13 protein-coding genes and 2 pseudogenes are annotated in these 15,299 nt (G+C 62.2%); 7 read left to right on the top strand and 8 right to left on the bottom strand.

The window, feature by feature from the left end; genetic code table 11:
* Window positions 1–11: 11 nt before the first annotated feature.
* The 3 genes and pseudogenes from RAD10_RS14030 to RAD10_RS14020 form a co-directional block, all read right to left on the bottom strand.
* A pseudogene (locus RAD10_RS14030) lies at window positions 12–408 on the bottom strand (IS5 family transposase).
* The gene (locus RAD10_RS14025) at window positions 392–778 is read right to left on the bottom strand and encodes an IS5 family transposase (RefSeq protein WP_461617955.1); all 387 of its coding nucleotides are present in this window, start codon (window positions 776–778) and stop codon (window positions 392–394) included. Before RAD10_RS14025 ends, RAD10_RS14030 begins: the two are co-directional and overlap by 17 nt.
* Before the next feature lie 220 nt (window positions 779–998).
* On the bottom strand, window positions 999–1,868 hold the full coding sequence (locus RAD10_RS14020) for a LysR family transcriptional regulator (protein WP_461617954.1): 870 nt from the start codon (window positions 1,866–1,868) through the stop codon (window positions 999–1,001).
* Window positions 1,869–1,964: 96 nt separating this feature from the next.
* Between RAD10_RS14020 and RAD10_RS14015 the strand changes: the two genes are divergently transcribed.
* From RAD10_RS14015 to RAD10_RS14000, 4 genes and pseudogenes are all read left to right on the top strand, one after another.
* The gene (locus RAD10_RS14015; protein ID WP_461617953.1) at window positions 1,965–3,026 is read left to right on the top strand and encodes an alkene reductase; all 1,062 of its coding nucleotides are present in this window, start codon (window positions 1,965–1,967) and stop codon (window positions 3,024–3,026) included.
* A 13-nt stretch (window positions 3,027–3,039) separates the two neighbouring features.
* Window positions 3,040–4,008 carry an SDR family oxidoreductase gene (locus tag RAD10_RS14010; protein ID WP_461617952.1) on the top strand — a complete coding sequence of 323 codons (969 nt, stop codon included), beginning with the start codon at window positions 3,040–3,042 and terminating at the stop codon, window positions 4,006–4,008.
* A gap of 111 nt (window positions 4,009–4,119) precedes the next feature.
* The gene (locus RAD10_RS14005) at window positions 4,120–5,097 is read left to right on the top strand and encodes an NADP-dependent oxidoreductase (RefSeq protein WP_461617951.1); all 978 of its coding nucleotides are present in this window, start codon (window positions 4,120–4,122) and stop codon (window positions 5,095–5,097) included.
* Window positions 5,098–5,409: 312 nt separating this feature from the next.
* Window positions 5,410–6,166: pseudogene (locus tag RAD10_RS14000) on the top strand (IS5 family transposase).
* On the opposite strand, the gene RAD10_RS13995 reads toward RAD10_RS14000, so the two are convergent.
* From RAD10_RS13995 to RAD10_RS13985, 3 genes are all read right to left on the bottom strand, one after another.
* Window positions 6,163–6,591, bottom strand: coding sequence for a VOC family protein (locus tag RAD10_RS13995; protein WP_461617950.1), 429 nt, complete (start codon window positions 6,589–6,591; stop codon window positions 6,163–6,165). The pseudogene RAD10_RS14000 and the gene RAD10_RS13995 sit on opposite strands and share 4 nt — an antisense overlap.
* A 110-nt stretch (window positions 6,592–6,701) precedes the next feature.
* Entirely contained in the window at window positions 6,702–7,184 is a 483-nt protein-coding gene (locus RAD10_RS13990; protein ID WP_461617949.1) for a DUF5680 domain-containing protein, read from the bottom strand.
* A gap of 3 nt (window positions 7,185–7,187) precedes the next feature.
* Window positions 7,188–8,339 carry a zinc-binding dehydrogenase gene (locus RAD10_RS13985; protein WP_461617948.1) on the bottom strand — a complete coding sequence of 384 codons (1,152 nt, stop codon included), beginning with the start codon at window positions 8,337–8,339 and terminating at the stop codon, window positions 7,188–7,190.
* A 297-nt stretch (window positions 8,340–8,636) separates the two neighbouring features.
* Here RAD10_RS13985 and RAD10_RS13980 point away from each other — a divergent pair, with 297 nt between their 5' ends.
* The 3 genes from RAD10_RS13980 to RAD10_RS13970 all read left to right on the top strand — a co-directional run bounded on the left by RAD10_RS13980 (window position 8,637) and on the right by RAD10_RS13970 (window position 11,579).
* Window positions 8,637–9,878, top strand: coding sequence for an MFS transporter (locus tag RAD10_RS13980; protein ID WP_461617947.1), 1,242 nt, complete (start codon window positions 8,637–8,639; stop codon window positions 9,876–9,878).
* A 134-nt stretch (window positions 9,879–10,012) separates the two neighbouring features.
* Entirely contained in the window at window positions 10,013–10,624 is a 612-nt protein-coding gene (locus tag RAD10_RS13975; protein ID WP_026202686.1) for a PilZ domain-containing protein, read from the top strand.
* Between the two features lie 331 nt (window positions 10,625–10,955).
* Window positions 10,956–11,579 (top strand): transglutaminase-like cysteine peptidase, encoded by a 624-nt coding sequence (locus RAD10_RS13970; protein ID WP_461617946.1) that lies wholly within the window; start codon window positions 10,956–10,958, stop codon window positions 11,577–11,579.
* Between the two features lie 117 nt (window positions 11,580–11,696).
* Here the strand turns inward: RAD10_RS13970 and RAD10_RS13965 are convergent, their stop codons facing one another.
* Both RAD10_RS13965 and RAD10_RS13960 read right to left on the bottom strand, forming a co-directional pair.
* Window positions 11,697–13,454, bottom strand: a complete 1,758-nt coding sequence (locus RAD10_RS13965; RefSeq protein WP_461617945.1) for a CYTH and CHAD domain-containing protein — start codon at window positions 13,452–13,454, stop codon at window positions 11,697–11,699.
* Window positions 13,455–13,927: 473 nt separating this feature from the next.
* Complete coding sequence (locus RAD10_RS13960; protein ID WP_461617944.1) at window positions 13,928–15,286, bottom strand: metal-dependent hydrolase family protein; 1,359 nt, start codon at window positions 15,284–15,286, stop codon at window positions 13,928–13,930.
* Between the last annotated feature and the right edge of the window lie 13 nt (window positions 15,287–15,299).

Raw genomic sequence — 15,299 nt, 5'->3', positions numbered from 1 at the left:
TCGTGCGTGACCTAGGCTGTAGACTCGTAAGCGCGAAGCCAAAGCCGCATTGAGGCGAGCTGAACCATAGCGAGGAAGTTGGCGGCAAGCTTGTCGTATCGTGTGGCGACGCGACGGAAGTGCTTCAGTTTGGAGAAGAAGCGTTCGACCTGGTTGCGCTCGCGGTAGAGGCGTTTGCTGAAGCGAGGCTTTCTAGCGTCGGTTACTCTTCGGCGGAATGTTGGGTGTGGCACCTTGCTGCTTGATCAGTTCACGGATGCGGTCGGCATCATAGGCTTTGTCAGCCAGCACGATGGTACGCGGTCCAAGATGGTCTAGCAACCGGTCGGCGATCTGCCCGTCATGTGTCTGGCCAGCGGTTAGACAGAGCCGGATCGGGAGTCCTTGTGCGTCAACGACGACGTGTATCTTTGTCGTGAGCCCGCCGCGCGATCGACCGAGGTAATGATCTGCCCCCTTTTTTTGCCGTCGCAGCCTGTTGGTGGGCGCGAACGGAGGTGCCGTCGATCATCTGAATCTCACCGTCGTGCGCAGCCGAGATACTCTCCATCAGCCGGCCACACACGCCGGCCTTCCGCCAGCGCACGAAGCGGTTGTAACAGGTGGTTCGCGGGCCATAGCGCTCGGGAAGGTCGCGCCAAGGCGCACCAGATCGCAGCATCCAGAAGATGCCGTTCAGCACGCGTCGATCATCGACACGGGGCACACCTCTTGGCTTGTTGGGTAGCAGCGGCTCGATCACGCGGCATTCAATGTCTGTCAGGTCATATCGGCTCATGGTGGGCCCTGAATCAGAATCATATGCGATGTGAAGGCAGCCAGTCGGTAAATGACCCCCTTCTTTGCCATTAGAGGCACTCGGACACGTTTTCGAAAGCTGCCGGTCAATTCATCGCGCTAGAACGACTATCTTGGTGTTAGGAAGGCGATGTGCGGCAATCGAGCTAATGGCATTACGGCTCACCTACTGCGGCTGCTCTCCATGATAGCGATCGAGGTCACATAAGTTTCGTAGACAGGAATTCTATGAAGCGCTGGGTCTTGGCCGGAATAAGTCGCGTTTCGGTGACGGCATAGATGCTGACCGCCGACCCCTGCCAGTCGGATAGGATGCGTCGGAGGCGGCCTGAGGCCAAGTCTTCGGCGACGATCTTCTCGGGAAGCAGGCCGATGCCCTGGTGGTTGACCGCGAGCGCGCTGATCATCCCGACGCTGTTGAGCGTGAAGCGGCCATTTACGGCGACATCGACAGTCTCGGTGCCCCGGTGCAGGGTCCAGCTCACGCTTCGCGGCATGCAGATGCATTCATGCTCCGCGAGGTCCGCCGGTGTGGCGGGCTCGCCTGACGCTTCGATATAGCTAGGGGACGCATAGAGGTAGCGCGAATGCCTCCCGATCAGGCGAGCGATCAGACCGGAATCTTCCAGTTTGCCGATGCGGATCGCCACATCGAACGGCTCCGCCACCAGATCGACGCGGCGCGGGGTCAGGTCGAACTCGAACGTGATGCCCGGATAGTGCCGCGCGAAATCGGCGATGATCGGCGTGAGGTAAAGAGTGGCGAGATCGACCGGCAGCGAAACGCGGAGGACGCCGCTCGGCTGCTCCAGCATCGCGCCGAGTTGCTCGTGCGCCAGCCGGGCTTCATCAACGATCCGCTTGCTTCGTGCATAGTATAGCTGGCCCGCCTCCGTGAGCTCGATTTTGCGCGTCGTGCGATGCAGGAGCCTCAGACCGATCGCCTTCTCCAACTCACTGATCCGGCGTGACAGCGTGGAGTTGGGAATGCCCGCAGCCTCCGCAGCCTTACGGAAACTCTTGGCTCTCGCGACCTCCACGAAGAGCGCCATGTCATTCAGATGGCTCATACGATTGTCCCATTAATGGAATACTGATTTCAAATATACCTAATTTATCCCGAAATCAGAATAGTGGATAGTGGTTCAAACGAATGGAGAACCCAAATGAACCCACTATTCACCCCGGTCCATGTCGGCCGCTACACGCTTTCCAGCCGTCTCGTCATGGCGCCGATGACCCGCAGCCGTGCCACATTCGATGGTACGCCCGGCGAACTGGCCATCGAATATTATGAACAGCGCGCCAGCCTTGGCTTGATCGTCACCGAAGGGACCCAGCCCTCCGATGACGGCCAGGGCTACCTGATGACGCCGGGCATCTACACGGCCGCGCACATCGCCGGCTGGCGGAAGATCACGTCCGCCGTCCACGATAAAGGCGGCAAAATCTTCATCCAGCTTATGCATGCCGGCCGCATGAACCACCCTGACAACACGCCGCATCATCGCCAGGGCGTCGCACCGTCGGCGATCGCGCCGGGGACGGGCATGTTCACAATGACGGGGATGAAGGACATCCCCACGCCGCGCGCGTTAACGACCGATGAGGTGCGGCAGACCATCAGCGATTTCCGCAATGCGGCGCGCTCTGCGATCGAGGCGGGTGCTGACGGCATCGAGATCCACGGTGCGAACGCATATCTCGTCCAGCAGTTTTTCGCCCCGAGCGCCAACACGCGCACGGACGAGTATGGCGGTTCCATCGAGAACCGCGCTCGCTTTGCCATCGAAGTGGCTTCAGCGATTGCTAAGGAAATCGGTGCGGATCGCACCGCGATCCGTCTGTCTCCCGGTACGAAGATATGGGGCATCGATGAAGGCGCGGAAGCGCCGGATCTCTATCGCTACCTCGTTGCCGAACTCGACAAGCTCGGGCTTGCGTATCTGCACATCATGCACCAGGGCAATGAGACGCTGCTCGCTGACATCCGCCAGCTCTGGCACCAATCATTGATCCTCAACCGTCCAGGTCGTCAGCGTGACCAGATCGGCGCCGACGTCGCGTCAGGGCTGGCCGATCTGGAAGCCTATGGTCAGTTGGTGCTGGCGAATCCTGACTTGGTCGCGCGATTGAAGACCAGTGCTGCGATGAACAAGGCAGACCCCAAAACCTACTATGGTGGCGGAGCAGAGGGCTATACCAACTACCCTGTCCTGAACCTGTGACAGGAGATTAGATATGGCTCAATCACAGCAACCACCAACCTCAGCAGTTAATATAGCTTCTGGAGAGGCCGCGAAATCAGACAGTCCGGCGAGAAAGAAAGTCTTGGTCGTCGGCGCGACAGGATTCCTAGGTGCAAAGATCCTGCGCAACCTGGCGCTCGACGAGAGCGCGGCCGTCGTCGCTATGTCGCGTAAAGCTGCCTCCCCAGCCGGAGACGCTGGCGTCGAATGGGTACGCGGCGACATGATGGACCCTGCGTCGCTCGACCGTGCCTTGCAAGGCGTCGACGTCGTCGTCAGCTCGGCAAACAGCTACATGAAGGGCAGCCTCGACACCGACTTCCAGGGCAACAAGAACCTCATCGAGGCAGCAGCACGGGCAAAGGTGAGCAGATTTGTCTTTCTCAGCATCGTGAGCTGTGAGGCTGCCTCGGCAGTTCCTCACTTCCACGCCAAGAAGGTGGCTGAGGATTTGATCAAGAAGTCCGGTGTCCCCTATGTTTTTATCCGCGCACCCTCATTTCTCGACCAAAGCACGGACTATATCGCAAAGGCCGTAAAAGCTGGCAAATTCCAGGGCATCGGCGACAAGACCACCAGGTGGTCCTATGTGCTGACGGATGACCTTGCCTCCTATCTTGCGAAGGCGGCAACGTATCAAGGTACCGAAATCGTCAACCAGACGATCGATGTCGCCTGGAGTGACGGTCCGAAGAACCTGCAGGAGCTGGCCGACATTATCTCCGATGTCATCAAGAAGCGTCTGAAGATCCAGATCATTCCCTGGTGGATCGTTCGGGCAGCGGCGCGGCCGGTCAAACTGTTTTCCGAGCTCGAGTACGATCTGATCCAGATGTTCCTGTTCTTCAGGACGGGGCTTTACATCTCGAACATCTCCAAGCACGAGCGTTTCTTCGGACCCGCTCCGACATCCCACGACGTGATCACGCGGTGGGCACGAAATCAGCAGCTCATTCCGTAAGACCTAGGGATGGCATTTCAACAATGGCGAGACGATGCGCCAGTATACGAGAAAAATGGCACGCGGTAGCGGGGTCGCCCCACGCCGCCGTCTCTCTAAAAGGAGATTGGCATGATCCATTCTGCAACGCCCGAGAGGGACAATAGTACTGAGCCGCTGTTCAAAGGTCGGGCTCTGCGTCTGCACGCCTATGGCGGCACTGACAGCTTGAAAGTCGATATGGTTCATGCCCTCGAGCCGGGGCCGGATCAGGTCTTGGTCCAGGTCAAAGCCGCTGGCATCAACGGAATCGATTGGAAAGTCCGTGAAGGCTATCTGCGCGAAAGGTTCAATTTGGTGTTGCCCGACACCCTTGGCATCGAAATGTCGGGCGTCGTGCTTAAAGTGGGATCGAATGTCAAAGACGTGAGCGCGGGAGAAAGGGTCATGGCTGCGCTCGGTGGTCTCGGCGCCTATGCCGACCATTTGGTGATAAACGCTGAAAAGCTCGTCGAGACACCTGCAAACTTATCAGACATTGATGCGGCAGCGCTTCCAGTGGCGGCGATGACGGCATGGCAAGTCCTCCAGGTCGCCGAATTCGACCTTCGGGGGAAACGGGTGCTCATCCACGGCGCGGCTGGTGGCGTAGGCAGCTTCGCTGTTCAATTCGCCAAGGCAGCAGGCGCGACCGTTTATGCCACAGCCTCGACAAAGAGCGTGGCCCATGTTCATGCCCTCGGTGCTGACGAGGTGATCGATTACCAAAAGCAGACGTTTGAGCTTGTTGCGAGTAACATCGACCTCGTTGTCGATCTCGTCGGCGGTCCGGTCGTGGACAAGTCGTGGGCTACCCTGTCGCACAATGGTATCTTGGTGAGCATCGCTGCAACCGACGTGGCTGCCCGGGCACCGGAAGGCCGCCGGGGCGTTTGGTTCTCGGTCAAGCCTGACACGGCTCGGTTGGCCACCATCGCCCAACAAGTCGCCGATGGCTCCCTACGATCAGTGATCGCTGAAGTCGTTGCCTTCGAGGATCTGGCCAAGGCCATCGAGCGCAACCGTACCGGCCATGCGCCCGGAAAGACCGTTGCAGACTTCACCCGCTGATTTTTTGGCACACCGGTATTTCCTGCGGCGAGGCAGGCATCCTGGCCGCCGTGTTACCGTTCCTACATCTCGGCCTCCCGGGTTTATGGGTTCACAGCCTAGTCGGCCAGCAGGTCAAGGCAGGCAGCCGATCATGAAAATTGACGAGTCGGCCGCACGGTCCGACTAACGTCCGCTTTGGGTCATTTTCGACGGACTCAACGAGGGCTGTCGGTTAGCTGAAGCTTTGCCCAGAGAGCGCCGAGCCAGGCCAGAAGCGTTGCGCTTGGACCGCCCCCCATGATTCAAACTCCCAAACTGGGGGGACGAATCATGCGCTACGAACTCGCCGACTATGAATGGCTTGCCATCAAGCCGATGCTGCCAAACAAGCCTCGTGGCGTTCCTCGGGTAAACGACCGACGTGTTTTAAACGGCATCTTCTGGGTCCTGCGATCCGGGGCACCTTGGCGCGATCTGCCGGATCATTTTGGCCTTACACGACCTGCTATAACCGTTTCGTCCGTTGGCGGCGGGCTGGTGTCTGGGGCCGCATCATAGACGCACTTGCCACTGCTCATGATGCCGCTGTCCAGATGATCGACACATCTATTGTCCGCGTGCACCAGCATGGAGCCTGCGTTACGAGAAACCAGCGCCAATCGATGGGACGGTCACGCGGCGGCTTGACGAGCAAAATTCATGCGGTGGTCGATAGCAATGGTCTGCCGGTACGGCTGGCGCTGAGCCCCGGTGAGGCGCACGACGTTCGACTAGCCGGAAAACTGCTGTCTCGTCTGAAATCCGGGGCAATGTTACTCGCCGACCGTGGCTATGACGCCGACTGGATCAGAGGACTTGCGATGAAGAAGGGCGCGTGGGCCAACATCCCGCCAAAGAGCAATCGCAGCGATCCGATCTGCTTCAGCCCGTATCTCTATCGCGCTCGCAACCAGGTCGAGCGGTCAACAGGATCAAACAGTGCCGTCGCGTGGCAACTCGCTATGACAAGCTGGCAGCGAACTATCTTGCTTTCGTTCAGCTCGCCTCGATCAGGCTATGGCTTCGCGTTAATGAGTCCACGTCCTAGATCTCGGCATAGATCTCCAAGAGATTGCCGTCGGGATCGCGGAAGAACAGCGTGCGATGCCCGAACGACTGGTTGGTCGGCGGCGATACCAGCGCAACGCCCTGCCGAACGAGTTCGTCGGCGCATGCATCGACCTCGGCCGCAGAAACCTTGAACGCCAGTTGCAGCGAGGCACTGCCCGGCGGCGTCGGCGCATCGGCGGCGGTCCGGCTCGGCCGCGCCAGCGCCAGCGTGTTGCCGCCCAGGCCGTACTCGATCCAATTCAGCGACAGCTCGCGCCGAAGCGGAAAGGCAAGGACATCCTCATAGAAGCGGCGCATCGCCGCCATGTCGCGCACGAAGATGACGGTGTAGTCGATCCCGCGGATGGCGTTGAAGGGGGAGCGTGGGTGTTGGCGTGGGTCGGGTGTTTGCTCGTTTGTCATCGTGGCCTTTATTCCAAATTCCGGCTCGTAGCCCGCATGAAGCAAAGCGAAATGCGGGGCCAGTGTCCCCGGATTGCGCTGCGCTCCATCCGGGCTACAAGCTCGCAAAACTATCGCAGCAAACCGCCACAGTAGCGCAGCTCATACAACTGCGTGCCATCCTGCCGCGCAATTGTCTCGACGCCATGGAAACGATCGAGCGCGCCTTCGACCTCGTTGCGGTAGACCATCCCCGCTTGTTCGAACCGGCGCGGTCCGCGGTATGGCTGCTCGACGCTCACACCCAGCAGCGCGTGACGCAGGAATTTGTAGATCGCGAGGAAAGTCTCCCGATCCCTGATCTCCGCACCGGCGCCACCACCGTAGCTCATCGACCAGATGACGCGGTCGTCCTTCGACACCGTCTCCTGCCCGACGAAGAATCCCATCCCGAAATAGATATCGCGATAGGCAAAAGGCGGCGCGCGATGCTCGAGCTGTTTCGAGCCGGCGAGCAGCGGCGCGGCCACCGTCGCGTCGTCGTCGAGGCCGGCATAGGTGCGCCGTTTGGCCTCGACCAGGAACGCCGCGAGATCGTGCGGGATCGATGGCATCTTCTAGTCCACCAGTTCCGGCCACGGAACGATGGTCGACTTCACCGTCTTCATCGCCATGGCGTCCTTCACCGCCTGCGCGACGCCTTCTTCCGTAAATGGATAGATCGTCTGCATCTTCAGCCAGGGATATTTGCCCGCCGTGCGATAAAGCATGTCGACGCCGAGCGGCAGGTCGTTGCCGGTGAAGCCCCAGGATCCCAGCACGTTGAGGTCCTTGGTGCAGATGCGGTGCCAGGAGGTCTCGATCGAGCCGGCATCGGTGAACTGGCCCATCTCGACATAGGTGCCGCCGTCGCGCAGCATCTCGATGCCTTCGGGGCCGGCGGTCGGATGGCCCGAACAGTCCATCACCAGATCGGCGCCGAAGCCGCCGACGATCTCGCGCACACGGGCGATGCGCTCCTGCGGCGATTTGATCTCCTCGATGTTCACAGTCGCCTCCGCGCCGAACTCGCGCGCCAGCTTGAGCCGCGGCTCCTCCGGCGCACCGACGCAGATGACGCGCCCTGCCCCCATCTCCTTTGCAGCCGCGACCGCCAGAATGCCGATCGGGCCCGATCCCTGGATCACCACCGTGTCGCCCCAAGAAAAACCACCGGCGCGGCTGGCGCGGTTGAAGGCGCGGATGCAGGAGGTCAGCGGCTCGGACAGCGCCCCTAACCGCAGCGACATGTCGTCGGGCAGCTTGTAGATCTTGGTGCCCGGCAGCATCTCGAGATCGACATAGACATATTCGGCCCAGCCGCCCCACATGTGCGGCGCCTTGTCGAAGCCGAGATAGCGGCCGTAATAAACCGGCGTCAGGCATTTGTTTGCGGTTTGCGGATAATGGATGCAGTAATAGCAGCGGCCGCAGGGCATCAGTGGCGGGATCATCACCTTTGATCCGACCTTGAGCGGCTTGCTCATGAAGTCCTCGGTGAACTCCTCGCCGCACTCGACGATGATTCCACCGAGCTCGTGCCCGAGCGTGAACGGCCAGGGCAGCGGCTTCGGCCAATGCCCCTTGAGGATATGCAGATCGGTGCCGCAGACCCCGCATGCGCCCACCTTGATCAGCGCGGCCTTGCGGCCGACCTTCGGCCACGGCACGGTGCGGATGACTGGCTCTAAGCCCGGCCCTGCATGGGTGCAGACGCGAATGGATTCCATGGATATTTCCTCGATGCCCGTCTGTTATGATTGATGGGCGCGGGCTGAGATGAAGCGTATGTGAGATGTGCGCGCGTGCCAAGATGCAGGAATTCGTAGCCCTCATGAGCGAAGTGACATGCGGGATCAGCGGCCCCGGATATCGCTGCGCTCATCCGGGCTACGGGGCTGCTACCAGCTCAGCTTTCATCCTGAGAGCTTGTGGTGGCAGTGCATGGCTGACCTAAGCACATCCAATTGTCTTGAGCCCTCACCCTCGACCGTGTAAGGCCGCAAGCATCCCACCCAGGTGCCCCCTTGAACCCCCTCCCCCAAAATCCCGTGGCTGCGTCCGGCTCGTTCGCGGCGATGAAGTCGGTGCCGTATCGGCTGCAGTTCATTGCCTACGTGCTGGCGATGATGGCTGACAACATCGAGCATGTGATCAGCTATTGGGTGGTGTTCCAGAAATTCCATTCGCCGGCGCTAGCGGGCTTTGCCGTGCTGTCACACTGGCTGCCGTTCCTGCTGTTCTCGGTCGCCGTCGGCGGGCTTGCCGACCGGTTCGATCCGCGCCGCATCATCCAGTGCGGCATGCTGCTGTTCATCGTGGCATCGAGCGGATGGGGCTTCTTCTTCATCACCGACACGATCCAGATGTGGTACGCGATGCTGCTGCTGGTGATCCATGGCTGCGCCGGCGTGCTGTGGCAGACGCCGAACCAGCTGCTGCTCTACGACCTCGTCGGCCCCGCCGACCTGCCGAGCGCGGTGCGGCTGAACGCGATGGCGCGCTATCTCGGCATCCTGGTCGGGCCTGCCGTCGGCGGAATCATCATGCTGACGCTCGGCACCTCGCACGGCATCATCTTCAACACGCTGTTCTATCTGCCGATGCTACTCTGGCTCTTCTGGGCGCCGGTACGCGACAACAGCGTGGCGGTGCGGCGCTTTGCCGTGCGCGGCCTTGCCGACATCGTGCTGACCATCCGCGCCATCGGCACCCAGCCGACCCTGACGGCGATGACCTGGCTTGCCGGCCTCACCTCCTTCATGATCGGCAATGCCTACCACGCCCAGATGCCGGGCTTTGCCGGCGATCTCGGCCATGGCGATCCCGGCGTCTCCTACAGCGTGCTGCTCGCGGCCGATGCGGCCGGCGCGGTGCTCGCCGCTATCGCGCTGGAATCCTGGGGACGGCTCAAGGGCACGCCGCGCACCGCGATCATGCTCGCGATGCTCTGGAGCGTGGCGCTGCTCGGCTTCGCCACCGTGCGGATCTATCCGGTTGCGATCGTGCTGCTGTTCTGCGCCGGCTTCTTCGAGCTGTCGTTCAACACCATGGCGCAGGCCCTGGTGCAGGTGAATGCCCCCCACGACATTCGCGGCCGCGTCGTCGGTCTTTATAATATGGCGGGGCTCGGGATGCGGGCGTTCAGCGGCATCACCGTCGGGCTGTTTGGCGCGGCCATCGGTATTCACTGGTCGCTCGGGCTGTCCGCCGCGGTGCTGCTGGCGCTGCTGCTCCTGCTGCAGCGGCGGGCGACGAGGCCGGGTTGAGCCCCCTCCCGGTGTGGCTTTTCGAACGCATTGTGTCTGTCCGTTACCGCCGCGCCCGATCCTAACGCGGCATTAACCCTATGCACCTTAGGGTCGTCCCGGACTCCGCCCGGGCGGGGGGTCGGGTGTTGAAAATGGCGTTGGCGAACAAAAAATTTCTTCCTGCCGCCGAAGAGCGTCGGCGTTTTCAGCGGGTGAAGGTGCACCTGCTCGGCCGCTACATGCTGCCGGACCGCCGCGAATTCCCCTGCCAGGTGATCAACATGTCGCCGGGCGGCCTCGCGCTGCTCGCCCCCGGTATCGGCAATGTCGGCGACCGCGTCGTCGCCTATCTCGACCATATCGGCCGCGTCGAGGGCAAGATCACCCGCATCATCGACAATGGCTTCGCCATGACGATCGGGGCGACGCCCCGGAAGCGCGACAAGCTCGCGGCGCAGCTGACCTGGCTCGCCAACCGCGACATCCTCAATCTGCCGGAGGACCGCCGCCACGACCGTATCGTGCCGCGCAACCCGATCGCGGTGCTGACGCTCGAGGACGGCACCAAGATGACCTGCCGCATCATCGACCTCTCCTTGTCCGGTGCGGCTATTGCCGCGGAGAACCGGCCGCCGCTGAAATCGACGGTCATGCTCGGCCGGGTGCAGGGCCGCGTGGTCCGAAACCTCGAAGACGGCTTCGCGCTGGAGTTCGTCCACGCGCAGCCGATCGAGACACTCGAAGAGAGCGTTACCGCGCGGTAAAGCGCAAGGACGCCAAAACCCCTGTATTTCCAGCCCTGAAGGCGGCCTCCGCAATGCGGACGCCGCCTTTTTCGCGCGTGATCATGGGCCTCGCGCCGGTTAACGGGCGGCCCGTTTGCACGTTGAAATGGCGGTTCCGCCAGCGTTCCCACGTTAATCGATAAAACTTGAATCAATTGCAGTTGTTTCAAATTTTATGAGAATTCGATTCAAGTATAGATCGAATTCGCCGCGCCTTTTACTTGTATTCGTCTCGACTTGACTTGGTTGACTTAGCGGCAACTCAAAAGCTCCATGCGAAATGTGGTCCCAACAAGAAACGGGGGCCGCAATGTTTGACTTCAAGGGACAGGGGAAAGGGCTGGCGCTGGCTGCCATGCTCTTCGGGATCAGCGCGGCAGCGCAGGCCGGCGAGAGCCGTCTGCTCTACGCAAGCCTCGGTGACACCACGCGTGCGCCGATCGGCTGGGTCGAGTTCTGCGCGGACAATACCGCTCAGTGCCAGGGCGCGCCGGCACAGCCGCGCGACATCGTGATGTCGCAGGCTGCATGGCGCGACCTCGTCAAGGTCAATCGCTGGGTCAACGAGACCGTCAAGCCTTTGACCGACCAGGAGCACTGGGGCGTGATCGAGAAATGGTCGCTGCCGACCGACGGTTACGGCGACTGCGAAGACTACGTGTTGTTGAAGCGCAAGATGCTGATCGATGCCGGCTGGCCGCGCCAGGCCCTGCTGATCACCGTCGTGCGCGACAAGAAGGGCGAAGGACACGCGGTGCTGACGGTGAAGACCGACAAGGGCGAGTTCGTTCTCGACAATCAGAACGAGAACGTCGTTGCCTGGACGGAAACCGGCTACCGCTTCGTCAAGCGCCAGTCGCAGAGCGATCCCAACGTCTGGGTCTCGCTGGGCGATACCAAGCCGGCGGTCTCCACCGCCAGCGCCAGAGATTAAGAACGAGACAAGGAGTTACGCGACCCGGTCACATCCCCACCCCTCCCCGTCCCAGACCGGTTCGCGCGCGGCCAGCCATCCCCCAATGGCTGGCCGCAACTTTTTGGCGATGCGTGATCAGTCCTGTGAGGACCAAGGCACGCGCGCGGCGGTGAAATCGCGCCACGTGCCTTGCAAGGCGGGCTTGACGCCGATCGATGCACGCGCCTGCCAGCCGGCGATCGCGGCGGCGGCGATGGCGCTGTCGGGCTCGGCTCCGAGCCCGTCGAGCAGCGAAGCCGTGACCGCCATGTCGTTGTAGGCGCCGAGCTCCTCCTGCAAACCGGCGAGCCTGCGGGCAAATTTCCTCGCGGGCCTGCGATCGGCAAATAGCGGCAGCAGGAACTCGCTGAGGTAGCGCAGCCGCTTGGTCGCGAGCCGCACCCGGTGCAGCTCCTCCATCGTGAGCGACCTGAAGCGGCGGCCGCGCTTGAGCACCTTGGCGTACTGTTCCGACAGAATGCGCTGGGCGAAATTGACGGCGGGCTCGGCGAGCCGGCCGAGATCTTCGGCGGCGACGTCGTTGCGCCAGCCTCGTGTCTCGATCCAGTTGCCGAGGCCGATCAGGAACATGGCACAGCGGCGATCGTCGAGCGCCTGATGGGCCTTGCGGTAGGCGTCGGACTGGCGCCCGGCCGCAGCCCGGCCGAGCGCATCGAAGCCGGCGATTGAAGGGCAAGCCTTCGCGATCGTCGGCAGGGTCTCGCGCTGAAACACATCCCAGTCGCGCGCGGCGGACAGGTCTTGCGCCAGCCAGCGCGCCTCCGAGCGCAGTGCGTCGAGATTGCTGAGCGCGCCGACCGAGCGCATCAGGTCGAGTGCCGATCGAATCCGGCGCAGCGAGACGCGCAGCTGATGCACGCCTTCCGGATTGCGCCCGTCCTCGGCCGCCGGCAGCGACTGAAGCAGATGGAGGAAGCACGAGCGCAGGATCGTCGCGAAGGCTTCGTCGAGCGTCACCGAAGGATCGAGGCGAAGTTTTCGCGGGCGTCGTGCCGAGGGCGCCGCGCCCGCGGCAAGATCGAAGCCACGCGCCGACTTGCTGCGGATGGACGGCTTCACCGCGCCGTGCTCGGCAAGCCGCAACGCGACCTCGTAGATCGTGCTCGCGCTGCCGCTCTTGAGCTCCAGCTCGATCTCGCTCACCGGCAGCGATCGATCATTTGCCGTCAGCACGCCATGGTCGAAGGCGATCTCGACGGTGCCGGACGGCAGGTCGATCATCCGCGCGTGACGATGGACGTCGGCAGTGAAGACGGCTTCGAGCGGCTGCGCTCCGAGATGGCTGCGAAGCTTCTCCGGAATGAACGGCATCGCCAGAGCGAGATCGGGCGCAAGCGAGGCCACGCCCGCCTCCCACTCGCCGCGGCGCAGCGGATCGTCCGCCAATTCGGTCTTCACGGTCTGCACGAAGCGCGCGCCGCTCTGGCGAACGCGCAGGCTGAGGCCGTTGCGCCGAAGCATTCGCTCGGGCGTGTCATAATAGACGGATTTGAGGTGTTTTCGCGAGCCCTTGTTGCGCGCATTCGCCGCGATGACCGGCGCGGCGTTGAAATCCGCCATGCGATCGGCATCGACCAGCAGCTTGAGCTCGATTTCGCCGGGGTGCGCAGCAACGCTCGACTGAGCTGGTTCCGGAGCGGGCGGGGCATCTTGCGATGGCGTCTGATCACTCACGGCGCCCTCGACGATCGCAGGTTCCGCGCCGGGCTCGGCCGATTCAATCTGCCTGAGGAAACCGGCGACGACTTGCGTTCTCTTGTTGTCCTTCGGGACAGGATTCCCGTCCGGCGCACTCGGGGTTTTGCGAGCCGGTGTTGCGTCTGATTTCAGCATTTACGGTGACATGACAGTTCAATGACAGAGCGACAGCATATAGCCCGCCAGGCCGGCGAGGAATAGTCACGTTACGTCGCGCTGCGTGATTATCGACACGACGTGGCGACATAGAAATCCGGCAAGGCTTGTCACAATCCGGCGTGCCATTACGAACTAAATTGCCCCCGAGCGCAGCAAGTGATCGATTTGACGAGCGAAATTCGCTGTTCTCGAAACCGAAACGAACGCATCAGCGAGTTTGACTCATGCTAGCCGAAAAGTTCTTCCTGGTTCTGGAGACGCTGAGAAGCCATGCCTCCGATGACAGGCCGGGAATTATGACAAGCCCTGGGGGGCCTGCCGCGGTTGCGGAGATCGCGGCCGGTTCGCGGCGCAACAGGCCGATCGCAGAGGATCGCCCCTAGGAGCGATCCAGTCCCGCCACCTCATGCCTTGGCAAACGCGCAAGACGTGATCGACGCACGCGCTCGTCAGCGTGCGAGGATGTTCTTGTAGACCTTGCCGCCCTTCATGATCACCACAAAATTCTTCGCGGGATCTTCGACGAGCTTGATGTTGTCGAGCGGATTGCCGTCGACCAGCAGGAGATCGGCGAACGCGCCCTCCTCGACCACGCCGAGTTTGCCCGGATAGGGATTTCGCAGACCCGACAGGCTCAGCAAGTCGGCATTGGCCGACGTCGCCATGGCCAACGCTTCGGCCGATGTGTACCAACGCGTGAGCGCGGCCAGCATGGCGCCCTGTCGATCCGCCAGCGCCTGCGAGAACAGGACGTCGGTGCCGAACGCGGTCTTGATGCCGTACTTCTTCGCGAGCGCATAGACGCGGTCGGTTCCAGCGACCACCTGCCTCATCTTGTCCTGCTCCGCAGGTCCGAGCGCGGCTGCACCGGAGATATCCAGGAACGGTTGCGTGCTCAACCAGATCCCCTTCTCGGCGATCAGCTTGGCGCTCGCCTCGTCCATGAGATGACCATGCTCGATGCATCTGACGCCGGCTGCGACCGAGCGCTGGACCGCGACCGATGTATAGGCGTGCGTAGCAACATAGGTGCCCCAATTTTCGGCGGCTTCGACCGCCGCGCGCAGCTCGGGCTCGGTGAAGGTAGAGACGTCGAGCGGGCTGAAGGGCGATGCAACGCCGCCGCCTGCGGTGAGCTTGACCTGCGAGGCCCCTTGCATGAGCTGCTCGCGCGCGCGCACGCGGACCTCGTCCGGGCTGTCGGCCACCATGCTGCCGCCGATCCGCTCCATGCGGCTGAGCATGCCGCCGATGGTTCGCGGCAGATCGGAGAGCTGACGGAAGTCGCCGTGACCGCTGGTGACGGTGATTATGGCGCCGGAGGGATAGATGCGGGGACCTGCGACGAGGTCCTCGTCGATGGCCTGCTTGAGGCCGAAGCTCGGCCCGCCCATGTCGCGCACGGTGGTGAAGCCGCGCATCAGCGTGGCCGTCGCCTCGCTGGCGGCGAGCAGGTTGTTATAGCCGATATCGCCCGCAAGCGTGGCCATCGGCGTCGGGCGTACCAGCATCGCGTGCCAATGCGCATCGATCAGTCCCGGCATCAGCACGCGGCCGCCGCCGTCGATCACCTCGCCGGCGGCCGCGATGTCCGCGGTCGAAATCTTCTCGATCTTCCGGTTTTTGACCAGGACGTTGGACGCGGCTGAGAGCGCGGCGCTCTTGCCGTCGAATATCCGGACGTTGCGAAACAGGACGGCGGAGTCCTGCTGGGCCGGCGCCGAGGAGGCGCTGCCGAGGATCATTGCAACGGCCGCAAGCAGCGTAGCTATTCCGGACACTCTGGCCGGCATCCTCAAACCCAACATGGCCGGCCTCCGC

Source organism: Bradyrhizobium sp. 23AC (genome assembly GCF_054863025.1).
This window is presented reverse-complemented; position numbering and strand designations above follow the sequence as displayed.